23 protein-coding genes are annotated in these 24297 nt (G+C 75.4%); 8 read left to right on the forward strand and 15 right to left on the reverse strand.

Going from position 1 to position 24297, the window contains the following annotated elements; translation table 11 throughout:
* Positions 1–42: 42 nt before the first annotated feature.
* Both ACWPWV_RS08790 and ACWPWV_RS08795 read right to left on the reverse strand, forming a co-directional pair.
* Entirely contained in the window at positions 43–1020 is a 978-nt protein-coding gene (locus tag ACWPWV_RS08790) for a glycoside hydrolase family 3 N-terminal domain-containing protein (RefSeq protein WP_454042541.1), read from the reverse strand.
* 306 nt (positions 1021–1326) lie between these two features.
* Positions 1327–1740: an SRPBCC family protein gene (locus ACWPWV_RS08795; protein ID WP_454042542.1), complete on the reverse strand. Its 414-nt coding sequence runs from the start codon at positions 1738–1740 to the stop codon at positions 1327–1329.
* A 111-nt stretch (positions 1741–1851) separates the two neighbouring features.
* Between ACWPWV_RS08795 and ACWPWV_RS08800 the strand changes: the two genes are divergently transcribed.
* The gene (locus tag ACWPWV_RS08800; RefSeq protein WP_454042543.1) at positions 1852–2898 is read left to right on the forward strand and encodes a hypothetical protein; all 1047 of its coding nucleotides are present in this window, start codon (positions 1852–1854) and stop codon (positions 2896–2898) included.
* 43 nt (positions 2899–2941) lie between these two features.
* On the opposite strand, the gene ACWPWV_RS08805 is transcribed toward ACWPWV_RS08800, so the two are convergent.
* Positions 2942–4099, reverse strand: a complete 1158-nt coding sequence (locus ACWPWV_RS08805) for a threonine aldolase family protein (RefSeq protein WP_454042544.1) — start codon at positions 4097–4099, stop codon at positions 2942–2944.
* A 99-nt stretch (positions 4100–4198) separates the two neighbouring features.
* Between ACWPWV_RS08805 and ACWPWV_RS08810 the strand changes: the two genes are divergently transcribed.
* Entirely contained in the window at positions 4199–4585 is a 387-nt protein-coding gene (locus ACWPWV_RS08810; protein ID WP_454042545.1) for a hypothetical protein, read from the forward strand.
* A 113-nt stretch (positions 4586–4698) separates the two neighbouring features.
* Here the strand turns inward: ACWPWV_RS08810 and ACWPWV_RS08815 are convergent, their stop codons facing one another.
* Both ACWPWV_RS08815 and ACWPWV_RS08820 read right to left on the reverse strand, forming a co-directional pair.
* Positions 4699–6402, reverse strand: coding sequence for an alpha-amylase family protein (locus ACWPWV_RS08815; RefSeq protein ID WP_454042546.1), 1704 nt, complete (start codon positions 6400–6402; stop codon positions 4699–4701).
* Entirely contained in the window at positions 6399–7406 is a 1008-nt protein-coding gene (locus ACWPWV_RS08820; RefSeq protein ID WP_454042547.1) for a TIGR03885 family FMN-dependent LLM class oxidoreductase, read from the reverse strand. Before ACWPWV_RS08820 ends, ACWPWV_RS08815 begins: the two co-directional genes overlap by 4 nt.
* A gap of 120 nt (positions 7407–7526) precedes the next feature.
* On the opposite strand from ACWPWV_RS08820, the gene ACWPWV_RS08825 reads away from it, so the two are divergent.
* Positions 7527–7985 carry a VanZ family protein gene (locus tag ACWPWV_RS08825; RefSeq protein ID WP_454042548.1) on the forward strand — a complete coding sequence of 153 codons (459 nt, stop codon included), beginning with the start codon at positions 7527–7529 and terminating at the stop codon, positions 7983–7985.
* Here ACWPWV_RS08825 and ACWPWV_RS08830 read toward each other — a convergent pair.
* A complete protein-coding gene (locus ACWPWV_RS08830) occupies positions 7894–8784 on the reverse strand; it encodes a helix-turn-helix domain-containing protein (RefSeq protein WP_454042549.1) in 891 nt (296 codons plus the stop codon). The genes ACWPWV_RS08825 and ACWPWV_RS08830 overlap by 92 nt on opposite strands.
* A gap of 92 nt (positions 8785–8876) precedes the next feature.
* Between ACWPWV_RS08830 and ACWPWV_RS08835 the strand changes: the two genes are divergently transcribed.
* Positions 8877–9458 carry a dihydrofolate reductase family protein gene (locus ACWPWV_RS08835; protein WP_454042550.1) on the forward strand — a complete coding sequence of 194 codons (582 nt, stop codon included), beginning with the start codon at positions 8877–8879 and terminating at the stop codon, positions 9456–9458.
* On the opposite strand, the gene ACWPWV_RS08840 is transcribed toward ACWPWV_RS08835, so the two are convergent.
* Positions 9455–9886: a YchJ family protein gene (locus tag ACWPWV_RS08840; RefSeq protein WP_454042551.1), complete on the reverse strand. Its 432-nt coding sequence runs from the start codon at positions 9884–9886 to the stop codon at positions 9455–9457. The two genes, ACWPWV_RS08835 and ACWPWV_RS08840, sit on opposite strands and share 4 nt — an antisense overlap.
* Positions 9887–9909: 23 nt before the next feature.
* Positions 9910–10422, reverse strand: a complete 513-nt coding sequence (locus ACWPWV_RS08845; RefSeq protein WP_454042552.1) for a MarR family winged helix-turn-helix transcriptional regulator — start codon at positions 10420–10422, stop codon at positions 9910–9912.
* 96 nt (positions 10423–10518) lie between these two features.
* Between ACWPWV_RS08845 and ACWPWV_RS08850 the strand changes: the two genes are divergently transcribed.
* Positions 10519–11109 carry an NADPH-dependent FMN reductase gene (locus ACWPWV_RS08850; RefSeq protein WP_454042553.1) on the forward strand — a complete coding sequence of 197 codons (591 nt, stop codon included), beginning with the start codon at positions 10519–10521 and terminating at the stop codon, positions 11107–11109.
* 122 nt (positions 11110–11231) lie between these two features.
* On the opposite strand, the gene ACWPWV_RS08855 is transcribed toward ACWPWV_RS08850, so the two are convergent.
* The gene (locus ACWPWV_RS08855) at positions 11232–13001 is read right to left on the reverse strand and encodes a carbohydrate-binding protein (protein ID WP_454042554.1); all 1770 of its coding nucleotides are present in this window, start codon (positions 12999–13001) and stop codon (positions 11232–11234) included.
* 84 nt (positions 13002–13085) lie between these two features.
* Between ACWPWV_RS08855 and ACWPWV_RS08860 the strand changes: the two genes are divergently transcribed.
* A complete protein-coding gene (locus ACWPWV_RS08860) occupies positions 13086–13832 on the forward strand; it encodes a DUF305 domain-containing protein (protein WP_454042555.1) in 747 nt (248 codons plus the stop codon).
* 18 nt (positions 13833–13850) lie between these two features.
* Here ACWPWV_RS08860 and ACWPWV_RS08865 read toward each other — a convergent pair whose 3' ends face one another.
* Entirely contained in the window at positions 13851–16103 is a 2253-nt protein-coding gene (locus tag ACWPWV_RS08865; protein WP_454042556.1) for a hypothetical protein, read from the reverse strand.
* Position 16104: 1 nt separating this feature from the next.
* On the reverse strand, positions 16105–16467 hold the full coding sequence (locus ACWPWV_RS08870) for a hypothetical protein (protein ID WP_454042557.1): 363 nt from the start codon (positions 16465–16467) through the stop codon (positions 16105–16107).
* A 227-nt stretch (positions 16468–16694) separates the two neighbouring features.
* On the opposite strand from ACWPWV_RS08870, the gene ACWPWV_RS08875 reads away from it, so the two are divergent.
* Positions 16695–17738, forward strand: a complete 1044-nt coding sequence (locus ACWPWV_RS08875; protein WP_454042558.1) for a ribokinase — start codon at positions 16695–16697, stop codon at positions 17736–17738.
* A gap of 135 nt (positions 17739–17873) precedes the next feature.
* On the opposite strand, the gene ACWPWV_RS08880 is transcribed toward ACWPWV_RS08875, so the two are convergent.
* On the reverse strand, positions 17874–19481 hold the full coding sequence (locus tag ACWPWV_RS08880; RefSeq protein WP_454042559.1) for an asparaginase: 1608 nt from the start codon (positions 19479–19481) through the stop codon (positions 17874–17876).
* A gap of 196 nt (positions 19482–19677) precedes the next feature.
* On the opposite strand from ACWPWV_RS08880, the gene ACWPWV_RS08885 reads away from it, so the two are divergent.
* Positions 19678–21051 (forward strand): pyridoxal phosphate-dependent decarboxylase family protein, encoded by a 1374-nt coding sequence (locus ACWPWV_RS08885; RefSeq protein WP_454042560.1) that lies wholly within the window; start codon positions 19678–19680, stop codon positions 21049–21051.
* A gap of 74 nt (positions 21052–21125) precedes the next feature.
* Here ACWPWV_RS08885 and ACWPWV_RS08890 read toward each other — a convergent pair whose 3' ends face one another.
* From ACWPWV_RS08890 to ACWPWV_RS08900, 3 genes are all read right to left on the reverse strand, one after another.
* Positions 21126–22343 carry a ScyD/ScyE family protein gene (locus ACWPWV_RS08890; RefSeq protein WP_454042561.1) on the reverse strand — a complete coding sequence of 406 codons (1218 nt, stop codon included), beginning with the start codon at positions 22341–22343 and terminating at the stop codon, positions 21126–21128.
* Between the two features lie 284 nt (positions 22344–22627).
* Positions 22628–23746 carry an endonuclease/exonuclease/phosphatase family protein gene (locus tag ACWPWV_RS08895; protein WP_454042841.1) on the reverse strand — a complete coding sequence of 373 codons (1119 nt, stop codon included), beginning with the start codon at positions 23744–23746 and terminating at the stop codon, positions 22628–22630.
* Positions 23747–24077: 331 nt separating this feature from the next.
* Positions 24078–24263, reverse strand: coding sequence for a hypothetical protein (locus ACWPWV_RS08900; protein ID WP_454042562.1), 186 nt, complete (start codon positions 24261–24263; stop codon positions 24078–24080).
* Positions 24264–24297: the final 34 nt, after the last annotated feature.

Below are 24297 nucleotides of genomic sequence, written 5' to 3' on the forward strand. Positions count from 1 at the left end.
CACCGTCCGGCCCGGCGTCCGTCGGCGCCGGGCGCGCGTGCCTCAGCGGAGGCGCTCCTTCGCGGCGAGCACGCGCTCGACGGCCGCGTCGACCTTCTCGGCGAACGCGTCGTCGCTCGCCGCGCGCTCGACGAGCGCGTCGGCCATCTCCGCGACGACCGACGGGTCGGCCGACGCGAGCACCACGTCCCCGCCGGCCTCGATCGTCAGGACGGCCCGCTCGGCCGGTGACCACGCCTGCACCTGTGCGGCCGCGGACACGTCGTCGGTGATCACGACGCCCTCGTACCCGAGGTCGCCGCGCAGCATCCCGTCGACGACGACCGGTGAGAACGCCGCCGGCCGGTCCGGGTCGATCTGCGTGTAGACCGCGGTCGAGGTCATGACGAACGCCGCGCCCGCGTCGATGCCCGACGCGAAGACCGCGACGGACGGGTCGTCGCGCGTCGTGACGTCGTCCGTCACGCCCGCGTCGGTGTCGGTGTTGGCGGTGACGCGCCCCAGCCCGGGGAAGTGCTTGATCGTCACGTCGACGCCGGACGCCTCCATCCCGGCGCTGAACGCGTTCGCGTGCGACGTGACCGACTCCGGGGTGAAGCCGTAGGCGCGGTCGTAGTACCCGATCGGCGGGTTCTGCGCCGCCGACTGCTCGGGCACGAGGTCCATCACGGGGGCGAGGTTGAGGTTGATGCCCGCGGCGGCGAGCTCGGACCCCCACGTCGCCGCCTGCTGCTGCAGCGCGGCGGGCTCGAGGCGGGACTGGTCGAGCGCCGTCGGGATCTGCGAGAACCCGGGCCCGCGCAGCACCTGCACGAGCCCGCCCTCCTGGTCCGTCGCGACGAACAGCGGCGTGCCCCGCGTGGTCTCCTCCGACACGAGCGCCGTGAAGCCGGCGACGAGGTCGGCCGTCGCGGTCGTCCCCGCCTGCGACCGGCCCGCGAGGAACACGTTCCCCACGTGCCGCGTGGTCACCGCGTCGTAGCTCTCCTGCTGCGGCGAGCGCACGTCGACCCCCACCATGAGGAGCCTGGCCGACCTTCTGCTCGAGCGTCCAGCCGGCGAGCGGGTCCGGGGCGGGCGTCGTCGGCGTCGGGGCGGTCGGGGCGGTCGGGGTGGGCGACGGCGCGGGCTCGCTCGTGCTCGTGGCGCCGGGCGTGGGGGAGCCTCCGCCGCCCGTGCCCGGCCGCAGCACGGACCAGGCGACGGCCAGGACCGCGGCCGCCGTCGCGACCACCGCCACGACGACCCAGACGGTTCGGGCCCTGCTCGACACGTCACCACCTCCGCGTGCCACCGTAGCGGTGCGCGGGACCGGTCAGGCGCCGCTCAGTCGTGCCCGGCGAGGGTCGCGAGCGCCTTGCACCACAGGTCGTAGGCGCGCTGGGCGCGGTCGGCGGTCTCGATGTTCTCCTCGAGCACGTGCACGGTCGTGCCGGCCTCGTCGGGCTCGAGCGTGATCGAGATGTCGTGGTAGTTCTCGGGCACGTCGGGCAGGTCCATGGTCGGGGAGAAGTGGGTGAACCGCAGCAGGCGCGGGCGCTCGACCGCCACCACCGTGCCCCAGTCGGCGAACTCCCGCCCCATGTAGTGACCCTCGAACGTCACCGGGCTCCCCGGCCGGTAGTCCGTCTCGACGTTCATGCCGAGCATCCACCGCGCGCCCGGGTGGACCATCTGGGACCACACCACCTCCGGCGGGCGGGCGACGTGGACGGTGCAGGTCGTGGTGTGACCGGTCATGGGGTACCTCCTGGGGGTGGGGCCTGGGAGCGACCGTAGACCGTCCCGGCGCGCCCGGCAGCCCGGACGGACGTGGGGCGGATCACGGCCGGTCTGGGTAGGTTCATCCGCGTGACCCGACTCGTGCTCCTCCACGGCCGCGACAACCAGGGCCTCGACGCGGAGGAGCTCGAGCGCACGTGGCGGACGGTCCTGTCCGCCGGCCTCGCGGCCGCCGGCCGGCCGGGTGCGGTGGCCGACGACGACGCCTCCTTCGTCTACTACGGCGACACCCTCGCCGCGCTCGTCCGGGGCGACGGCTCACCCCCGCCGGTGACCGTGCACGCCGTGCCCGCGATCCCCGGCGCGCGCCGGGACCGGACCGACGTGGACGCGCGCGGCGTCGCCGACCTCCCGGAGGACGAGCTGCGCTTCCTCGAGTCCGTCGCGTCCGAGGTGCTGCGCGCCGCGGGGGTGGACGACGCCGAGGTCGCGGCGGTGGCACGCGCCGACGGCGCCGTGACGCCCCGGGGCGGCGACGTGAGCGGTGCCCCGGGAGTGCTCGAGGAGCTCGGCGGCTGGGTCAACGCGCTGCTGTCGGCGCTCGACGCGCACGTCCCCGGGCTGAGCAGCGCCGTGCTCGTGCTCCTCGTGCGCGACGTCTGGGCGTACCTGCACGACGCGGACGTGCGGCGCGTGATCGACGACGCCGTCGCGGCCGCGATGCCGACGGACGAGCCGGCGGTGGTCGTCGGGCACTCGTTCGGGTCGGTCGTCGCCTACTCGGTGCTGCGCGAGCACCCGGCGGCACGGCGCTGGGACGTGCCGCTGCTCCTGACGCTCGGGGCCCCGCTCGCCGTCCGTGCCGTCCGGGACGCCCTCGCCGCGCGGGCGCCGCTCCGCGTGCCCGCCGAGGTGGACCGGTGGGTCGCGGTCCGCGACCGCCGTGACCCGCTCGCGTTCCACGGCCTGGGTCCCGGCGCGTTCCCGCTCGCACCGGGGTCGCCGCCGATCGAGGAGCTCGAGGTGCACAACGACGCCCCGGGCCGCCACGCCGCCGCCGTGCTGCTCGACGACGGCCGCCGCCCCGCGGGCTACCTCGCCCTCCCGGAGGTGGCGCGTCTCCTGCCGAGCGACGACCGTCGACCCGCGAGGCAGCACCGGGGCCCCGCGAGGTAGCACCGGGGTCCCGCGAGGTGGTGCCGCGGTCGCTGCTGCGGCACTACCTCGCGAGGGCGGTGCGGACGTCGGCGGCGAACGCGTCGACGTCGGCGGCGGTCGTGTCCCACGCGCACATCCAGCGGACCTCGACGCGGTCGGGCGTCTCGCCGGGGCCCCAGTCGTAGAACCGGTGGCGCTCCCGCAGGGCCGCCACGACGGCGCGCGGCAGCGTCGCGAACACCGCGTTCGCCTCGGTGGGCTGCGTGAGGACGAGGCGGGACACCGGCGGCGCGCCCTCCGCCGGGCTGTCGTCCGCCGGGCTGTCGTCCGTCGGGCCGCCGTCCCGACCGGCGGCGGCGTCGGTGAGACCGGCGCGCAGCCGCGCGGCCATCGCGTTCGCGTGCCGCGCGTTGCGCAGCCACAGCTCGTCGGCGGCGGTGAGCTCGTCGACCTCCGCGACGGGGTCGCCGACCGGCTCGAAGAGGACGAGGAGCTGCGCGGAGACGTACCGCAGCTTCGAAGCGAGCTGCATCGTCGACTTGCGGACGAACTCGACGCCGTCGACGGCCGAGGGGTCGAGCACGACGACGGCCTCGCCCAGCGCCAGGCCGTTCTTGGTCCCGCCGAAGGACAGCACGTCCACGCCGGCGTCGGTCGTGAGCGCGCGCAGCGGGACGCCGAGCGCCGCGGCGGCGTTCGCCAGCCGCGAGCCGTCGAGGTGCACCCGCATCCCGCGCGCGTGCGCCGCGTCGGCGACGGCGCGGATCTCGTCCGGGGTGTACACCGTGCCGAGCTCGGTGGCCTGCGTGACCGAGACGACGAGCGGCTGCGCGCGGTGGGGGTCGCCGAGGTCGGCCGCGAAGCGGTCGACGGCGTCGGGGGTCAGCTTCCCGTCCGCGGCCGGCACGGTGAGGACCTTGATGCCGCCGACGCGCTCGGGCGCGCCGTTCTCGTCCGTGTCGAGGTGCGCGTGCTCGGACGCCACCACGGCGCCCCACCGGGGCAGCATCGACATGAGGGCGACGACGTTGGCGCCCGTTCCGGTGAGCACCGGGTAGGCCGTCGCCTCCCCGCCGAACCGGTCCCGCACCACCTCCTGCAGCCGCGCGGTCCACGGGTCCTCCCCGTAGGAGATCGCGTGGCCGGCGCTCGCGGCGGCGAGGGCGGCGAGGACGTCGGGATGGGCAGGGGCGTAGTTGTCCGAGGCGAACGAGGTCACGGGCCCAGCCTAGGCACGCGGCGCGCGAGCCGGGCGGTCCGGGCCTAGCGTCAGGAGGGACGCCGACGTCGGCGTCGCACTCGACGCTGGAGGTGCGCGATGACCACGATCCCCGACCCGGGCTCGGTGCCGGACGACCCGAACTTCACCGGGCTGCCGCGCGACGAACGGGACACGTTCGCGAACCAGGCCGAGCCGTCCGACCCTGCAGGACCGGCCGAGCCGACCGGTCCGGTCGACCCCGGCGGTCCCGGCGGACCCGTCGAGCCCGGGGGTCCGGTCGAGCCGGTGCGGCCGGCCGAGCCCGTCGTGGAGCCCCCGAAGTCTCCCGGGCCGCCCGCCGACCCCTCGGCGCCCCCGCACGGGCCGGGCCCGGGCGAGCCGGTCCCGGGCGAGCCGCGCCCGAGCGACCCCGTCCCGGACGACCCGGGCTGGCCGTCGTCGCCCGGCCCCCCCGTGGGGCCCGACGAGCCGACGCACGGCTGACGCGCACGGCTGACGCGCACGGCTGACGCACGACTCGCACGGCCGACAGCCACGCCGCCCCGCCCGGGCAGGACCCGGGCGGGGCGTCGCGCGTCAGACCGACGAGTCCTCGCTCACAGCAGCCGGCGCGCCTCCGGGTGCGTGACGCGCAGCCACCGGAAGCCGTAGCCGTCGAGGCGGACCTCGACGCTGCCGTCGGCCGCGGGCTCGAGGTCGTCGTGGTCGAGGAGGTCGACCAGCCGGGCCTCGTCGGGCAGGTCGTCGAGCACGAGCGGCACGACGGCCGGGTCCGGCGACAGGTTGTGCAGCGTGACCATCGACGCGTCCTGCCACGTGGTGCGCAGCGCGAGCACCGAGGCCTCCGGCTGGTCGAGCACCTCGGCGTCGCCCCACCCCAGCTCCGGGCACTCCCGGTAGCGGTGGGCGAGCAGCCGCACGAACGTGAGGAGCGAGTCGGGGTCGCGCCGCTGGTCGGCGACGTTGACGTGCTCGGGGGCGTACCCGTCGTCGGGCAGGGGCGCGGCGAGCCGGCGCGCGGGCGCGCGCGAGAACCCGCCGTTGTGCTGCGACGTCCACTGCATGGGGGTGCGCACGGCGAGCCGACCCGGGACGTCGAGGTTCTCGCCCATCCCGATCTCCTCGCCGTAGAAGAGCACCGGGGTGCCCGGCAGCGAGAAGAGCAGCGAGTACACCATGCGCAGCCGCCGCGGGTCCCCGCCCAGCATGGGCGGCAGCCGGCGGCGCAGCCCGCGCCCGTAGAGCTGCATGTCCTCCTCGGGACCGAACGCGGCGAAGACCTCCTGGCGCTCGTCCTCGCTCAGCTTGTCGAGGGTCAGCTCGTCGTGGTTGCGCACGAACGTCGCCCACTGGGTGTCGTGCGGGATGGGCGGTCGTGCCTGCAGCGACGCGGCGAGCGGGCCGGCGTCGTGGCGCGCGAACGCCAGGTACATGGCCTGCATCGCGTTGAAGTCGAACTGCATCGTCAGCTCGGAGCTCGTCGTGCCGCCCGGGTCGCCGTCCGCCGGGTTCCCGTCGCCGAAGAACCGCGCCTGGTCGGCGTAGGGGAGGTTGACCTCGCCCATGAGGATCGCGTCGCCGGAGCGGCGGCCGAGGAACGCGCGCAGCACGCGGAGCATGTCGTGCGGGTCGTCGATCTCGTCGTCCGGGTTCGCGGCCGCGTCCGTCAGGGCGAAGGGGACGGCGTCGACCCGGAACCCCGAGATGCCGAGCTCGAGCCAGAACCCGATCGCCTTGGCGATCGCGTCGCGCACCTTCGGGTTCGCCGTGTTGAGGTCGGGCTGGTGCCGGTAGAAGCGGTGGCGGTACCACTCGCCGGTCTTCTCGTCGAGGGTCCAGATGCCGTCCTCCTGGTCGGGGAACACGACCTGGTCCTTCGTGGACGGCGGCTCGTCGGAGCGCCACACGTAGAAGTCGCGGAACGGGTCGTCGGTCGAGCGGCGCGCGCTGCGGAACCAGGGGTGGCGGTCCGACGTGTGGTTGATGACGAGGTCGACGATGACGCGGATGCCGCGGTCCCGCGCGGTGCGCACCAGCTCGACCACGTCACCCATGTCGCCCAGGCGCGGGTCGACGCCGAGGAAGTCGGTGATGTCGTAGCCGTCGTCGCGGTCGGCCGTCGGGTAGAACGGCATGAGCCACAGGCACGTCACGCCGAGGTCGGCGAGGTGGTCGATCCGCTGCACGAGGCCGGGGAAGTCTCCGATGCCGTCGTCGTTCCAGTCCATGAACGTCTCGACGTCGAGGCAGTAGACGACGGCGTTCTTCCACCACAGGTCGCCGGTGTCGCGGATCTTCACGCGGTCCCCCCTCCGGTGGTGGTGGCGGCCGTCGTGGAGGCGGCGGCCTCCCGGAGCCGGGGCAGCAGCTCCTCGCCCGCGGCGTCGAGGAACGCGTCCTGCTCCTGGCCCACGTGGTGCAGGTAGACGGCGTCGAACCCGCACGCGACCATCTCGCCGACGCGGTCGGCGAGCCGCTGGGCGTCGTGCTCGACGAGGACGGTCCCGCGGACCTCCTCGGGCCGCACGAGGTCCGCGACGGCGTCGAACTGCTCGGGCGTCTCGAGGTGCCAGTTGACGCTCGGGGGCAGGAGGTTCGAGCGCCACTGGTCGTGCGCGACGGCGAACGCCGCCTCGTCGTCCTCGCCCCACGCGACGTGCACCTGCAGGGCGAGCTCGCCGCGACCGCCGGCGTCGCGGTACTCGCCGACGACGCGGCGCAGCGTCTCCACCGGCTGGTTCACGGTGACGAGGCCGTCCGCCCAGTCGGCGTGGCGGCGCGCGGTCCGCGCCGTGACGGCCGCGCCGACGAGCCGCGGGGCGACGTCGGGCAGCGACCACACGCGCGCCCGGTCCACGGTGACGTGCCCGTGGTGCGTGACCTCCTCGCCCGCGAGGAGCGACCGCATGACGTCGACGCACTCGCGCAGCCGCTCGTCCCGCTCCTCCTTCGTGGGCCAGCGGTCACCGGTCACGTGCTCGTTCATGGCCTCGCCGGAGCCGAGGGCGGCCCAGAACCGGCCGGGGAACATGGCGCCGAGGGTCGCGATCGCCTGGGCGATGATCACGGGGTGGTAGCGCTGGCCCGGCGCGGTGACGACGCCGAAGGGCAGGTCGGTCGTCGCGAGCGCGGCGCCGAGCCACGACCACGCGAAGCCGGACTCGCCCTGCCGCTCGCTCCAGGGCGCGAGGTGGTCGGAGCACATCGCCGCGTCGAAACCCACGTCCTGCGCGCGCCGGGCGGCGGCGAGGAGGGGACCGGGCGGGATCTGTTCGTGGGAGGAGTGGAATCCGAGAGTGACCATGGCGCCCAGTGAACCGACAGTCCTGCCTTCCCGCGCGTCGAGGGGCGGGATCGGTGAAGGCGGCGTGGCGGTCCGGCACCCGCACGGGGCCGCCACGGCGCAGGTCCCTACGCTGTGGCGGTGCGCCTGCTGCCCTGGACGTTCGCCGCCTACCTCGCCGCCGTCGGCGTCGTCACGCTGTGGCCGTCGCCGCAGTCCACCGCGGCGCCCGGGTGGGCGACGGCGACCCTCGAGGTGCTGGACGGCCTGGGGATCCCGCTGACGCTCCCGGTGCTCGAGGCGTCCGCGAACGTCGTGATGTTCCTGCCGTTCGGGGTGCTCGGGCTGCCGCTGCTGCGCGATGCCGTCGCGCGCCGCGGTCGCCGCGCGCCGGGCGTGGGGCGTGCCGTCGCGCTCGTCACCCTCGCGGCCGCCGCGCTGTCCACCGCGATCGAGCTGACGCAGATCCTGCTGCCGGGCCGGGTGCCGACCGTGCAGGACGTCGTGCTCAACACCGCCGGGGCGCTGCTCGGTGCGCTCGCGGTCGCGGTCCTGCGTCCTCGTCCCGGTCGAGGAGGCCCAGCGCGGTCGACGGCGTAGGGCGGCGGGCGGCGACGAGGGCGCCCGGCGTGTCCCCCGAGTAGCGCACGACGTCGCGCGTGAGGTGGCTCTGGTCGGCGTACCCGTGGAGGGCGGCGATCTCGGCCAGCGGCAGCCGGCCGAGGTCGGCGGACGCGCGCTCGAACCGGACGACGCCGGCCGCCTGCTTGGGCGTCACGCCGACGTTCTGCGCGAAGACGGTCGCGACGTGCCGGTGGCTCCAGCCGGTCTGCTCGACGAGGTCCGCGATGCGGGCCCGGCCGCCGCTCGCCCGGATCTGCCGCCACATCCACGCGACCCACGGCGGCACGACGCCCGCGCTGCGCGCCGCGTGCCGGGTGAGCGCGGCCTCGACGAGGGCGAACCGCTGCTCCCAGCCCGGCGCGGACGCGACGCGGTCGGCGAGGTCGTCGCCCAGGCCGGGGACGACGTCGTCCACCGCGACGACGCGGCGCGCCACCTCCGTGCCGGGGACGCCGAGGACCCGGCGGACGCCGAGCGGGGTGAGGTACACCTGCAGGCACTCCATGGTCCCGGCGAACCGGGTCGTCGCGTGGCCGCCCGACAGGCCGGCGACGAACGAGCGGTAGGAGCGGCCCGCTCCCGTCCCGTCCGAGAGGTCGACGATCTCGAGCGCACCGTCGAGGGTGAGGACGAGCGGGAGCAGCGTCCCGGCCGGCTGCCGGCGCCCGACGACGCCCGGTGCGCTCTCCGACAGCCCGACCATGCCGGCGACCAGCCCGGCGAGACCCGGCCGGGGACGGTGCCGGACGAGCGAGACGCGACGGTCGTCGTCCATGACGGCAGTATGGCGCGCGGCGCGGGCCCCCGGTACCGCCGGGTCAACATTCTTCAAGCCGGGACCGCGTCGTGGGGGCCAGCATCGACGCCATGAGACGACTGGTGATCATCGAGTTCCTGACCGTCGACGGCGTGATGCAAGGCCTCGGCTCGCCGGAGGAGGACACGGAGGGCGGCTTCGCCCACGGCGGCTGGGGTGCCCCGTACGCCGGGGCGGTCCACGAGGCCGTCGCCGCGGACGGGTTCGGCCGCACGACCGGCTACCTCTTCGGTCGGCGCACCTACGAGAAGATGGCGGCGTTCTGGCCCCACGCGCCCGCCGACGACCCGATGGCGCGGCACCTGGGCGAGACCCCGAAGCACGTCGCGACCCGCACGCTGACCGACCTCGCCTGGGACGGTGCGCGCGTGCTCGACGGCGAGCTGGAGGCAGCCGTACCGCGGCTCAAGGCGGCAGGCGACGGCGACCTCGCCGTCCTGGGGAGCGGCGACCTCGTCCGGCAGCTCATGGCGCTCGGGCTCGTCGACGAGCTGCGGCTCTTCGTCCACCCGCTGCTGCTGGGTACCGGCAAGCGCCTGTTCCGCGAGCTCCCCGCGCCGCGGTCGCTCCGGCTCACGGGGTGCTCCACGACCAGCCTCGGCACCGTGGCCGTGTCGTACGACGTGCTCTAGCGGATGTCCCCGTCGACGTACGTCCAGCGCCCGTCCTCCCGGACGAAGCGGCTCTCCTCGTGCAGGCGGCCGCGCGTCGTCGGGCCGCCGGTGCGCGAGCGGTGGTGCGCGACGAACTCCACGACCCCCGTGGTGTCGAACGGTCCGCCCGCCTCGGTCCGCACGACGTCGAGCCGCCGCCACTCCACGTCGTCGTCGAGCTCGAGCGACCCCGGCCGGGTCGACGGGTGCCACGTCGCCAGGAGGTAGTCGGCGTCGCCCACCGCGAACGCGCTGTAGCGCGAGCGCATGAGCGCCTCGGCCGTCGGCGCTCCGGCGGTGTCCGGCCCGCCGCCCGCGCGCAGCGAGGCCGGCGTGGCGTGGTACCGGCCGCAGCACGCGCCGTAGGTGTCGCCGGACAGGCACGGGCAGCGCGCGTCGTCGGGCATGGCCCGCCGACCCGAGGACGCGGTCACGACGACGCCCCCGTGCGTGCCGTTCGGCCCGAGGCCGGCGCGCCGGGCCGGCCGGAGCGCTCGACCGCGTCGACGACACGGTGGGCGACGTCCTCGAGCCGCGCGAGCCCGTCGGGGCCGAGCGGCTCGAACAGGACCTCCCGCAGCAGCTCCGTGTGACCGCGGACCGCCCGGAGCAGCGCACGGCGTCCAGGGTTCGTCAGGACGATCCACGTCCCGCGCCCGTCGTCGACGCACTCGGTCCGCTCGAGCAGGCCGCGCTCGGCCATCCGGCGGGACAGGTGGGAGACCCGGCTGCGCTCCCAGTCGAGCGCGGCGGCGAGCTCGCCCGTGCGCAGGGCCCGGTCGTCGGCGGCGTGCAGCACGGAGAGCACCTGGAACTCCGGCGGCGACACGTCGCCCTCCGTGCGCATGGCCGCCTCGAGCACCCGGTCGAGCGCGCGACGCATCGTGAGGTAGGCGTCCCACGCGTCTCGCTCGGCGTCGTCGAGGATCGGGTGTCCCGTCATGCGGACGATCCTACCCGCGTTGCGTGACACGTCACCGACATCGCGGTACGGTGACGCATCACCAAGTTAGGTGACACGTCACTCAACGGAGGAACCATGACCACGACCCCACGCATCGCGATCCTCGTCGGGAGCACGCGCACCGGCCGCAACAGTGCGGGCGTCGCGGACTGGGTGCTCGACCGGGCCGTGCAGCGGTCCGACGCGACCTTCGAGGTCGTCGACCTCGCCGACCACCCGCTCCCGCACCTCGACGAGGCGCTCCCGCCGCGGATGCAGCAGTACGAGAACCCGCTCGCCTGGGAGTGGTCGCGCCTGATCGACGGCTTCGACGGGTACGTCGTCGTGACGCCCGAGTACAACCACGCGCCGGCCGCCGTGCTGAAGAACGCGATGGACTGGCTGTACCACGAGTGGGCGGACAAGGCCGTCGGCTTCGTCGGCTACGGGGTCCAGGGCGGGGCGCGGGCCGTCGAGCAGCTGCGGCTCGTCGCGGGCGAGCTCCGGCTCGCGGACGTGCGCACGCAGGTCGGCCTGTCGCTCTACGACGACTTCGAGGAGTACGCGCGGCTCGCGCCGCGTGCGCGGCACGAGGGCGACCTCGACGCCATGCTCGACGAGCTCGTCGCGTGGAGCGTCGCGCTCGCGACCGTGCGGGAGCGCAGGGCCGCCGTCGCGGCGGCGTGACGGCGCCCGCGCAGAACGCTGCGCCGCGCACCGAGCGCGCGCGACGGCGCCCGCCCACCGGAGGGTGAGCGGGCGCCGTCGGTCTGCCGGTCGCCCGGGTCACGACCCGGGCGGTCGGTGGGTCAGTCCTGCGGGTCCCACGGGCCCCAGCGGTCGCCGGGCTCCTGGTTCCGGGTCCACCACTTCGCGGTGTACTCGGTGCCCTCGTGCGTCACGGTGTCGCCCTTGACGTACACGCGCGTCGGCTTCCACGCGCCGACGCCCGCGGAGTCGACGCCCGCGATCTCCTCCCACGGACCCCACGGGTCGCCCGGCGTCTGGCCCTTGCTCCACCACTGGGCCTTCCACACCGCGCCCCCGTAGGTGACGACCGCCCCGCCCGCGTACGCGGTGCCCTTGGCCCAGGCCGCCGGCTCCTCGTACGTCGGCTGCGCCTGCGGGTTGAGCTCGTCCGTGACGACGGACTTCGCCGCGTTGGTGATCGGGTCGTCGAGCAGCAGGACGTCGAGGCCCAGCTGGATGTCGTTCGAGATGATCGCGCCGTTGTACCAGTAGGCCGACCACGAGCCACCGAGGATCAGTCGCTCGGCCGAGAGCGGGCCACGGTCGAACCACGCGATCTCGACGGGGTTCGCCGAGTCCGTGAAGTCCCACACGGAGATGCCGCCCTGGTACCAGGCCTGGACCATGATGTCGCGGCCGGGGACCGGGATGAGCGAGCCGTTGTGCGCGACGCAGTTCTCCGTCGGCGCCTGCTCGCGGCTGATCTTGTAGTAGCTCTTGAAGACGAGCTGGCCGTCGACGATGTCGTAGATCGCGTCGGCGCCCTTCTCCGGGCCGACGGTCGCGTTGCACGTCGGTGCGCCACCGCCGCCGAGCTCGTCGGTGAAGACGACCTTCGTGCCCTCGTTGTTGAACGTCGCCGAGTGCCAGAACGCGAAGTTCTTCGTGTCGCGGACCACCTCGGTGACCACGGGGTGCGCACGGTCGGTGATGTCCATGAGGACGCCGTCGCCCATGCACGCGCCCGCCGCGATGTCCTTCGACGGGTAGGTCGTGATGTCGTGGCAGCCCGACGTCGTGCTCGAGCCGTTGCCACCGGGGTTGCCGCCGTCCGGGAAGAGGACGGGGGTCGACACCACGGCCGCCGACGCCGGGTCGTCGACCGGGATCCGCACGACGCTCACGAGGTCGTGCGGAGGCTGGCAGTCCGGGAACGCCGCGTTGGGGCTGTACGACGAGACGTAGACGAACAGGTCCTCGCCGTCCTTGCTCGGCGCGAGCGAGTGCGTGTGGGAGCCGCACTGCGTCTCGACCGACGCGACGTACTGCGGCGACGTCGGCTCCGAGATGTCGAAGATCTTGAGGCCCTCCCACGACTCCTTGACCGTGGCGCTCTGCGCGACGTTCTCGCACGAGTCGGTGCTGCGCGAGGAGTCCGTGCTCAGCACGAGGAGATCCCCGTGGACCGAGATGTCGTTCTGGGAGCCGGGGCACTCGTACTGGACCACCTGCTGCGGGTTCGTCGGGTCTGCGACGTCGTAGACCGTGAACCCGCCGTAGTTGCCGGCGAACGCGTACCGCCCTTGGAACGCGAGGTCGGAGCTGTACTGGCCCTCGGGTGCGAACGCGCCGTTCTTCGGCACGTTGGCGACGAGCTCGAGGTTCGGGCTGCCCGCGACCTCGCCGACCCCGAGGACCGGGGCGGAGACGGCGAGCGGTGCGATCCGCTGGGCGGGAAGATCGGTCAGGGCCTCCACGGCCTCCGGCGAGCCGTCGGACGGCTCGGCGAGGGCGGGTGCGGCGACCGCGAGGGAGGAGACGGCGAGTCCTGCGGCGAGTGCTGAGGCGACGATGCCCCGGCGTCGTTGCCTGTGCGTCGGTTGATGCACGGGGGAAACACCTCCTTGGTAGGGTTCTGCGAATTCTGACGGGCAATTCCCGGCTCGGCTACCCAAACCGGACACTTTCTGGCGATGTTTTACACGGAGGGAACGAGCGGCGTGAGGAGTTTTCCTGGTGGAAACGTGCGGCGCCGTCGGCGCGAGGCGGCGCTGACCTGCGCGGTCGTCGTCCCGATGCTGCTCGTCGCCTCGGCGTGCACCGGCGACGACGACGCCTCGGCCACGCCGTCGAGCGCCGTCGTGCAGCCGGGGCGGCCCGGTGACGACCCGACGACCACGGCGCCCGAGGACTTCGACGGCCCGCAGCCGGCGGGGGAGTGGAACCAGGCCGACGTCACGTTCGTGACGAGCATGATCGGCCACCACCTCCAGGCGCTCGACATGGCCGCGCTCGCGCCCGATCGGGCCGAGGCTCCCGACGTCGCCGCCTTCGCCGAGCGCGTCACCGCCGCGCAGGGTCCCGAGATCCACGCGCTCGCCGCGTGGCTCCAGGAGCGCGAGCTGCCGGTCCCCGCGGAGGTCGAGTCGCTCGACGGCACCGGGCCGCGCGTCCCCGACAGCGGTCACGACCACGCGCACGACGGGATGGCCGGCATGCTCAGCGCGGAGCAGATGACGGCGCTCGAGAGCGCGACGGGGGCGGAGTTCGACCGCCTCTTCCTCGAGGGCATGATCCAGCACCACCAGGGCGCGCTCGACATGGTCGACGTCGTGCTCGTCGACGGGCAGGACACGTACGCGCTCGAGATCGCCGCCGACACCGCGGCGGGCCAGGGTGCCGAGATCGACCGCCTGCGCGGGCTGCTCGACGCGCTCTGACCTGCGCGGTCGTCGACGTCACGGCACGGGCGGCCCCGGGGGGACGGCCAGGGACGTGCCGCGGTAGGGAGCGAGGCCGGCCGCCTGCAGGAACGGCGCGCCGAAGCCGCTGCGGTCCTCGCCGTCCTCGGTCCGGACGAACGCCGCCGCCCGGGCCGCGGCGTCCTCCGGGGAGACCCCGTCCGCGACGAGCGCGGCGACGACGAGGTCGTGACCGCGGGCACGCAGGACCGCGCTCTCGGCCGTCCCCTCCGCGCTCGCGCGGTCGACGGCCGTCGTGCGGCCGGAGTCGAGGTCGACGAGGTAGCCCTCGACCACGGCGAGCGCCGGCGTGCTGAGCACGGCCGGCCCGGGGGCGACGTCGCCCGCGACGCCCAGGAGGAAGGCGACGCGGGCGTCGTACCGCTCCGCGGCGTCCACGGCGGAGGCCACGTCGGCGCGGTGCATGCTGCCGACGACCACCCCGGCGTCGGACAGCACCTTGTCGTGCGCGTCGAGCGCCCGGACGACGCCGGTGCGGAGCTCCGGGTCCGTCGGGTCCGGCGCCGACGGCGTCGGGCAGAGCGCGTCGAGGACGGTCGTGTCGTGGTGGGCGATCATCGTCGCGCTCCAGGACCGCACCCCGTCGGGCGACGCCATGGTCGCGGACAGCGTGCGGGACAGGGCCTCCGGCTCGAGCAGCGGCAGCCGGCGGCCGCCGCTCCCGTCGGCGCCTCCGCCGGCACCTCCGTCCACGGTGCCGACGGCGTCGAACGGGCCCTGGGCGACGAAGCCCCGGTCGAACGCCTCGACGTACGGGGCGTAGGCGGCGGCGAGGTCGGACTGCGCGACGGGGGACAGGGGCGCGCCGGCGAGCCCGCCGGGAGCGTCCCAGGTCACCCGGGACAGCAGCAGCGCCGCGCGCTCCTGGTCCGTCGCCGAGGTGCTCACCGCCCCGTGCTCGACCGCGGCCCGGACGACCGCCGCGACGCCCTCGCCCTCGTCGGGCCAGCCGCCGAGGGGGACGGCGCCCACCCACCGCGCGGACCGCGCGGCGACGCGGGCCGGGTCCCCGTCGCCGGCGAGGAAGCGCAGCGACTCCTCGGGAGAGTCCGCGAGCCCGCGCAGCGCGGCGCTCATGACGTACCGCGCGTCGCGCTCGAAGGGGAGGGACGCGAGGGGGTCGAGAGAGGCTGCGTCGGCCTGTCGCCGCGCGTCGAGGCGTTCCAGCGCGCCCCGGTGCGTCCCGGGTGCGCCCCGCGCCGCACCGAGGAGCGCCGTGGCCGCCGCCGCCCAGCCGCCGGGGATCGTGCCGGACCCGAGGTCGTCGACGACGCGCGCGCCCAGCGCCGACTGCTCGTCCGGGGGCAGCGACGCGGCCCACGCGCCGAAGGTGTCGGCCACCGCGTGGGCGATCGTGCCGTGGTGCGTCCCGGGACCCAGGACGGACCCGTCCGGCGCGAGGTGGTCGCCCTCCAGCAGCACGTAGAGGTCCTGCGGCGTCGTCGCCGCGTAGAAGGCGGACCAGAAGGCCTCGTCCGCCCGGGCGCCGCCGACGAGCCGGGCGAGCCCGTCGAGCACCGCCGCCTGCGCGTCGTCGTCCAGCGCCCGTCCTGCCACCTGGTCGACGAGCGCGGCGGCCGCGAGGCCCGACACCGTGGAGGCGGTCGGCGCCGGACCACCGCCCGCGACCCACGTGGTCCCGAACGCCGACGCGTCCCCGCCCGACGCGACCCACGCGCTCACGGCACGTACCTCGGTGAGCGGGAGGAGGCGTGCCGCCGCACGCCGGGACTCCGCCTGCTTCGCGTCGCGCGCGGCCCGCCAGTCCTCCTCGGCCCGGCGGACGTCGTCGCGCGCCTCCACCACGCGCCGGACGGCGTCCGCGACCGCGTGCCCGTGGCCGGCGCCCAGGGTGTCGAGGAACGGCGTCCGGTGCAGCGCGTCGAGCTCGGCCTCCCGGCTCGTGACCGCGTCGAGGGCGGCACGGCGGCGCGCGATCGCCGCCGCCGCCTCGAGCTGGCGGGTGCGCAGGAGGTCGGCCTGGCCGTGCAGGACGCGCGCCGCGGCGTCGAGCACCGCACCGTGGGCCGCGGACCGCGCGGTGAGGTCGTCGAGACGTCCGAGGGCGAGCGTGACGGCCGCGCCGCGCTGGGACGCGACGGCCGCCCGGACGCGCGCGAGCCCGGCGTCCGCGACCTCGAGCGCGTCCCCGGCGCGCGAGAGGGTCGACGCGGTCGCGTGCAGCGCGGTGGGGTCGCCCGCCAGCGGCAGGTGCTCGACGTCGCCCACGTCACGCCTCCCGCGCGTGCCCGGGCCGGGCGGCCGACGGCGCGGCGCCCACGGCCCCTGACGGCACCAGGACCGCGGCGAGGTCGCGCGCGGACCCGCTCTCGGCGTCGTCGAGGAGGGCCGCCGCGGCGCGGAGCGCCGACGCGAGCTGGTCGAGCTCGGTGAGCAGGAGCCGCCGCGCCGGACCCCACGCCGCGACCAGCGCAGCGACGGCGTCGGCCAGCACGGCGTCACCGGTCGCGGACGCGCCAGCCGCCGGGTCTCCGGCCCCCGGTCCGTCGACGGCGAGGAGCGCACCGGCGGCGCCGGCGGTCAGCGCCCCGGCGAGCGCGAGCGCGTCCGTGTCCACCTCGAGGTGCCCCACCCCGGCCCCCTGCCCTCGTCGGTCGCGAGGGCCGACGGCCCTCGATCCGGTGCGACGCTAGCAACGCGAGGCACCCGGCCACGGGTTGTCCACAGCCGTCGCGCGGCACCCCGGGACCGGTCGGCGCGCTGCACGCACGCACCACGCTGGGTACGCTGCTGGACGTCCCCGGGCGGGACGTCCAGCAGCCGGTCACCGGACGGGAGACCGCGGACCAGGGAGGCGCCATGAGGGCTCGCGCGAGCGGCGCGACGAGCACGAGCGGCGCCGTGAGCGCGGGGGGCCCGGCGGAGCGGGGCCGTGTCGTCGTCGTGGGCTCCGCGAACGTCGACCTCGTGGTGGACGTGCCGCGGCACCCGGGCGCGGGGGAGACCGTGCTCGGCGGCGACCTGCGCCGGTCGCCCGGCGGCAAGGGCGCGAACCAGGCCGTCGCGGCGGCGCGCGCCGGGGGCGCGGACACGACGTTCGTCGGGGCGGTCGGCCGCGACGACGGCGCCGACCTGCTCCTCGCGTCCCTCGACGGGGCGGGTGTGCGGACCGACCGCGTCGCGCGCGTGGACGCGGCCACCGGTACCGCCCTCATCACCGTCTCGCCCGACGGCGAGAACACGATCGTCGTCGCACCGGGCGCCAACGCGCACGTCCGGCTGGGGGCCGAGGACGTCGCGCGGATCACCGCGGCCGACGCCGTGCTGGCTCAGCTCGAGGTCCCGCTCGACGTCGTGCGCGCCGCGGCGGACGCCCGCCGCTTCGGCGTGCCGATGGTCCTCAACGCCGCCCCGTCCCGGGACCTGCCCGACGACGTGTGGGCCGCCGTCGACGTGCTCGTCGTCAACGAGCACGAGGCCGCCGACCTGGCCGGGCCCGCCGATCCCGGCGGCGCGGGTCGTGCGGACGCGGGTCGTGCGGACGCTGGTCGTGCGGACGGGGGTCCTGCGGACGCGCTCGCGGTCGCGCTGCTCGCGCGCGTCCCGGCCGTGGTCGTGACGCTCGGCGGCGAGGGGTGCCTGGTCGCCCGGCGCGGACGGGCCGCGGGAGCCGGGCCGGAGCTCGCCGTCGTCCCGCCGTTCCCGGCCGACGTGGTCGACACGACCGGCGCCGGGGACACGTTCTGCGGCGTCCTCGCGGCCGCGCTCGCCCGAGGGGACGACCTGGTCGACGCCGCCCGCCTCGCCGCGGCCGCGGGTGCGCTCGCCGTCGCCCGCCCGGGCGCGCAGGACGCCGTGCCCGCCGCGGCCGACGTCGCCACGCTCGCGGCCCGCCCGGCCTGACGGGCGACGGGGCCGGCGTCCGCCGAGCAGGGGCTCGGCGACCGGATCCCTCAGGAAACGGTCACCGACCCGTGCTCGGCGGTCGCCGACCCCGTGGTCGGACGAGCGGTGCGTCAGCGGGGCGTCACCGGTGCGTCAGCACGTCGTCGCCGGGTACGCCACGGTCTTGACCGTCTGGATGCCCTTGCCGTCGACGTTCTTGTACGCCGTGAGCTTCGCCTCGCCCGCGGCGAGGTCGGCGACCTTGGCCGGGATGGTGTGCTTCACGGTCTGGCCGGCGGGGATCTTCGTGAACTTGTACCCGCCCGCCGGGCTGTCGACGCGCAGGTCGACCGGCACGGCGTCGGAGTTCGTGATCGCGACCGTCAGCTCGGCCTTCTGGGCCTTGCACGACGGCGTCGCGGTCCCGGAGAACAGCACCGCGGTGCTGCCCGGGGTGGCCCCGACGACGTCCGCCGTCGCCGACTGGTCGAACGACGCGTTGCCGAACGTCGCGAACCAGCCCTGCGCCGTCGCGAAGTCCTCGGTGAACGCGCGCGACAGGAGCAGCAGGAGCCGGGCCTTGACGGCGGTGAGGTCGCCGCCCGCGATGAGGCCGTTGCCCGACCCGTAGGAGGACCCGGAGCCGGTGCGCGTCGTCGAGACGAACCACACGCCCTTGTCCCGGATCGCGGCGGTGCGGGCCTGGCTCATCGCGGACGAGATGCCGCCCGCGCCGGTGCCCGCGGTCACGATGCCCTTGACGCCCGCGTTCGCGAACGCCGTGACGGCCTCGCCGCCGGCCTGCTGGTACGACATGAGGATCTCGGTGCGGGGCAGGTTCTCGGGCGCGGTCTTCGTCAGGTCGAACGGCGTGAACCAGTCCTCCGTGTCGCACGTCATGACGCGGGCCGGGGCGCGGCCGAGCGTGATGTTGTTCCCGTCGATCCAGCCGAGCACGCCGTACTCGCGGGTCTGGAACGTGTCGGTGCGGTACGAGTTCGACTTGGTGACCTCGCGGGCCGCCTGGATCTCGTCGTTGAGCATGAGCACGGTGCCGAAGCAGTAGGTCTGCTGGGACGCCGCGACCTTGATCGCGTTGTACAGGTTGGCGGGCGCGTCGGTGCCGAACACGAGGCTGTCGTCCGGGCCGTCGCCCGACCCCCACGGGCGCATCGAGCCGGACGTCACCACGGGCTTGCGCGACTGCACGGTGAGGTCGAGCCAGTAGGCGAACTCCTCCTGCGTGTCCGTCCCCGTCGTCACGACGACGGCGTCCGCCGTCTCGAGCTGCTTCTCCACCTCGAGCGTCAGGGCGTGGAACTGCGCGATCGAGTACCCGGACGAGCCGGCGTTGCCGAACTGCACGGCCGTGACGTCCGCGACGGCGTCGAGCTCGGGCCGCAGCGTGTTCAGCATGTCCTCCATGCGGTACGTGCCCGCGCGGTAGCTCGTGAAGGTGTCGCGCCCGGTCGCCTTGCCCGCCATGGTCCCGCCGGTCGCCACGACGACGACCTTCGGCTTGCCGGCCGCGGCGTTCGCCGTCGCGGTGCTGTACCGGGCGGACGCGATGCCCAGCGGGTTGGTCGCGGCGCCCGCGGCGACGACGGCGGGCTGCGCGCCCTCGGCCCGGGCCGCGGCCGCCGTGGCGCGCGAGTCGGCGACGGAGTACGCGACGGTCGCGACGACCGCGGCGAGGGCGAGGGCGACGGCGAGGACGAGCGCGACGACGCGCCCGGAGAGGGTCAGTGTGAGCGTTCTCAAGGGGGTGGCCTTCCGTGGGTGGTACGTGGCCCGCCCGACCCTAGGCACCGAGTGTTGCCTGGTCGTTGCCCGGGTGTAAGAAGTACGGACGTCCAGGACCGGCCGGGAATCACCCGGGTCCGCGGTTGACCGCGCCCGTGCGCAGGACGAGCCTGGAACCGGCGCCGGCGCGCGACCGGCGCGGTCAGGAGCGGTCATGGACGACCGGACCGAGGCGCTGCGCCGCGCCGTCGAGCACGCGGGCACGTGGCTCGACTCGCTCGCGACCCGGCCCGTGCCGCCGCGCGCGGGCGTCGAGGACGTCGTCGCGGCGCTCGGCACGGACCTCCCGCAGGGACCGACGCCGCCCGCCGAGGTCGTCGACCTGCTCGCGACCGCGTGCGACCCCGGCCTCACGGCGATGCCCTCCGGACGCTTCTACGGCATGGTCATCGGCGGCAGCCACCCCGCCGCGCTCGCCGCCGACTGGCTCACGAGCGCCTGGGACCAGAACTCCGCGCTGCGGACCGTCACGCCCGCCCACACCGCGGTCGAGGACGTGGCGAGCACGTGGCTGCTCGACCTCCTCGGCCTCCCCCCGGCGAGCGCGGTCGGCTTCGTCACCGGTGCCACGACGGCCAACTTCACGGCGCTCGCGGCCGCGCGGGCCGAGGTGCTGCGTCGGGTCGGCCGGGACGTGCGGGCCGACGGGCTGTCGGGCGCGCCGCGCGTGCGCGTGCTCGTGGGCGCCGAGCGGCACGAGTCGGTCGACCTCGCGCTGTCGTACCTCGGCCTCGGCGCGCCGGAGGTCGTGCCCGCCGACGACCAGGGCCGGATCCGGACCGACGCGCTGGCCGCGGCGCTCGACGCGGTCCCGCACCCCGACGGGCCGCCGCCGATCGTCGTCCTCCAGGCGGGCAACGTGCACTCCGGCGCGTTCGACCCGTTCGCCGACGCGATCGACGTCGCGCACCGGCACGGGGCGTGGGTGCACGTCGACGGCGCGTTCGGGCTGTTCGCGGCCGCTTCGCCGACGTACCGGCACCTCGTCGCGGGCTACGAGAGCGCCGACTCCTGGGCGACCGACGCGCACAAGACGCTCAACGTGCCGTACGACTGCGGTCTCGCGATCGTCGCCGACCCCGCGCCGCTGCGCGCCGCGATGGGCATGCACGGCGACTACCTCATCCAGAGCGCCGCGGGCGACCCGCTCGACAAGGTGCCCGAGCTGTCGCGCCGGGGCCGGGCGTTCCCGGTGTGGGCCGTCCTGCGGTCGCTCGGGCGCGACGGCGTCGCCGACCTCGTCGACGGCTTCTGCCGGCACGCCGCGGCGTTCACGGACGGGCTGCGCGCGCTGGACGGCGTCGAGGTGCTGCACGACGTCGTGTTCACGCAGGTGTGCGCGTCCTTCGGCGACGACGACCGCACGCGGGACGTCGTGCGCCGGGTGCTCGAGGACGGCACGGCCTGGATGTCCGGCTCCCGCTGGCACGACCGCGCCGTGCTGCGCATCTCGGTGAGCAGCTGGGCCACGACCGACGACGACGTCCGGCACAGCCTCGACGCCCTCCGCCGCGCCGCGACCACCTGACGCCGCGACCGCTTGACGCCCGGACCGCCGTCGCACGCCCCCGTCGGGAGCGTGCGCCGGCGGGTCCGTCGGGCTCAGCGACCGCGGTCGAACCACCCGCCGAGGCCGTGGCGGTCGTCCTTCCAGTCGTCGCGCCACGAGCCCCAACCGCCCCAGCCGCCGTGGCCGTGCGTCTTCCCGAGCGTCACGGTGGTGACGCGCCCGTCGGGCGGCACACCCTCGCCCGGGAGCACGTTCGTCGTCGCGACGAGCCCCTTGCCGGTCCACTCGACGGCACCCGGGAGCGGCACCTCGACGAGCGTGCGCAGACCGCCGCGCTCGACCACGGAGATCTTCCCGCCGAACATCTCGGCGACGTACACGGTGCCCTTCTCCGTCACGGCGAGGTCGGTCGCGCCGACGAAGCCGGTCGCGACCTGCCGCACGGCGCCCCGCCACGGGTCCATCCGGTAGACGACGCCGCGCCCGCCGAGCGACGGGTCCTCCGGGCCGCCGGGGAGCACGGACACGTAGAGCTGGCCCCACGGACCCACCTCGACGTCGGTGGGCACCGACTCGAACCAGTAGGTCTCGCCGACCGTGCACGCCGGCCAGCCGACCTCGGCCGCCAGCGCCTCGGTGATGACGTAGGGCTGGGCGGGCAGCACGCCCACGGTCCGCACCCCGCGCCGGTCCACCGCGAAGATCGCGTTGGCGCCCGCGTCGGCGACGTAGGTCGTGCCGAGGAACGACGTCGTCGCGTAGGGGTGCGCGTCGACGACCCCGGTGTACACGGCCGGGACCGGCTCGGGCGGCACCTGCGCGACGCACGCCGGGTCGGTCTCGAGGAGCCCGTACGAGGTCCCGCCGTCGGGGTTGTTCGCCGTCTCGAACGCGTGGATGTCGGCGAGGACGGTCGGCGACCCGACGGGCCGGCCCGAGCGGTCCGTCCGCAGCGTCTTCACCGTGGCGGCCAGCGACGTCGGGTTCTCGCCGTAGAACGTCTCGGTGAAGACGACCCGGCGGTCGCCGTACGAGACGCCCCCGACCTCGTACCCCGGCTCGGCGGTGTGGATCGTGGTGGCGGTCCCGTCGCGCGCGACGGACGTGAGCGCCCCGGCGAAGTCCTGCGAGACGTAGGTGAGGCCCTTCGGGCCGACCGCGAGGCTCAGCGGCCCGACGAGGCCGCCGGTGACGTCCTTCACGGTGGGCGGGCGGGGCTCCGGCGTGCCGCCGCCGTGCGCGACGGCGGGGGTGGCGGCCAGCAGCAGCGTCGTCGCTGCGGCGGCCAGGACGGTGGGAACGCGTCTCATGGGTGTGCTCCAAGGTCCGGCAGTGCCCGGCACCCGCAAGGGGACGGCCCGCGGGGGCGGGCGCGCGAGGTCCGGGCGGTACAGGGTGTCGTCGGGCCGGACGACGGAGGCGCGCGTCGCGGGGCGACCGTGCCGGGGGCCGGCGGGGCCGGCCGCAGAGTCGGTGAGAGCTGGCTGTGACTCGGCAGTGAGCACGAGCCTCCACGAGTGTGCACCCGCCGGCCGGGTCGGCGCCAGGGTCGAGAGCCGGCCGGCGGGGTGAGAAACCGGGTGATCTCCAGGCGTCAGCGCACCACGACGTCGACCCACACGAGTCGGTGGTCGCTGCTCGGGAACGGGAACACGCCGGTGAGCCGCGACAGCGGGTCTGCCTGCACGGGCCAGAACACGCCGGCGTCGCGCACGCGCAGGTCGCGCGACGGCAGCACGTAGTCGGCGCGCAGGTTGCCCGGCGCGGTGTCGGCGAAGTCCGCGGTGTCGTACGCGGGGTCGCCCTCGTGCGTCGCGTTCGCGCCGCCCTGCAGCGCGGCCGCCTCCGGGCCGCCCGTCGACGTGGGCAGCGGGTCCGCGATGCGCCGGTGGTCGAGGAGCTGGTCGATCGCCGCGTCCACGGAGTCGCCGTCGAGCGGGTCGGCGTTCTGGTCGCCCAGGATCACGAACGACTCGCTCGGTCGCAGCCCGCCGCGACGGCCGTCATCGTCGTAGACGTACCGGGACGTCTTCCCGGGCGTGACGTAGTCGGCCCAGAACCGGATCTCGTCGTGGTTGCGGCGGCCGTTGCGGTCCTCGACACCGTCGAACGTCGGCGGCGTCGGGTGGGACGCGAGCACGTGCACGGTCTCGCGGCCCACGCGGACGGGGACGTCCCAGTGCGACTTGCTCGACAGCCGCACGACCTCCAGCTCCTCGGGCGTGAACCAGTCCGCGGGCGCGGGCGTCGTCGGGTCGTCGGGGAGGAGCGCGCCCGGCATGTCCTTCCACAGGAACTCCTGGAACGTGCGGACGTCGCGCGTGTCGATCGGGTACCGCGACAGGACCGCCATGCCGTACTGACCCTCGAACACGCCGAACCCGAGCGCGTCGTCCCCGCCGCCGACCGTCCCGTCGTTGTTCAGGTCGAACCCGCTGGGGATCCCGGTGTTCGACGGCGCGACGTACGCGTACCGGTACTCGATCGGCTGCGCGCCGCCCTGCGGGACCTCGAGGTAGTTGTCGCGGAACAGGTCGACGGCACGGCCGTCCGGGACGTAGTCGAACTCGTTGAGCAGGACGACGTCCGGGCGCGTGCGCTGCAGCACCTCCGCGATCGTGGCGGCCTGCGCGTCGTCGGGCGTCGACAGGTCCGCCTCGAGCTCGCCCGCGGCGGCGCGGTTGAGGCTCGCGTTGTAGGTCGCGACGCGCAGCGTCTCGCCCTTCCCGTGCCCGCCACCGTGCCCGCCGCTCTGCCCGCCACCGTGCCCGCCGCTCTGCCCGCCGCTCTGCCCGCTCTGCCCGCCGTGCGCGACGGCGGCACCCGCCGACGCGCCGACGGCGCCGAGCGCCAGGGCTGCGGCGAGCGCCGCGGCGAGCGCGGTGCGGGGACGGGTGCGGTGCGTGGTGCGCGGTCGCGTGGTGCGCGGGTGCGTGGTGCTGGTGGACACGGTCGGTCTCCCTCGTCGTCGACGGGTCGTCCCCGTCACCGTACGAGGTCGGGGTGACGCCGGGAAGACCGGGAGGTGACGCCCCGGCGTCGGGTCAGAGCAGCCGCCGGGCCTTCTGGGCCAGCCCGTCGACCGAGCGCAGCCCGCGCGAGAGGGTCGTCGGCCCGCCGTGCTTCGCCTCCGTGCGGTCCGCGATCGCGCGCGCGACCCGCGTCGCGACGGGGATGAGCACGACCGCGATGACGAGCGTGCGCAGCCGGCGTCCGAAGAATGCCCACATGGTCGTGCCTCCGGGGTGTCGAGGTCGTCGGATC

The sequence above is a fragment of the Cellulosimicrobium sp. Marseille-Q8652 genome (assembly GCF_965112045.1).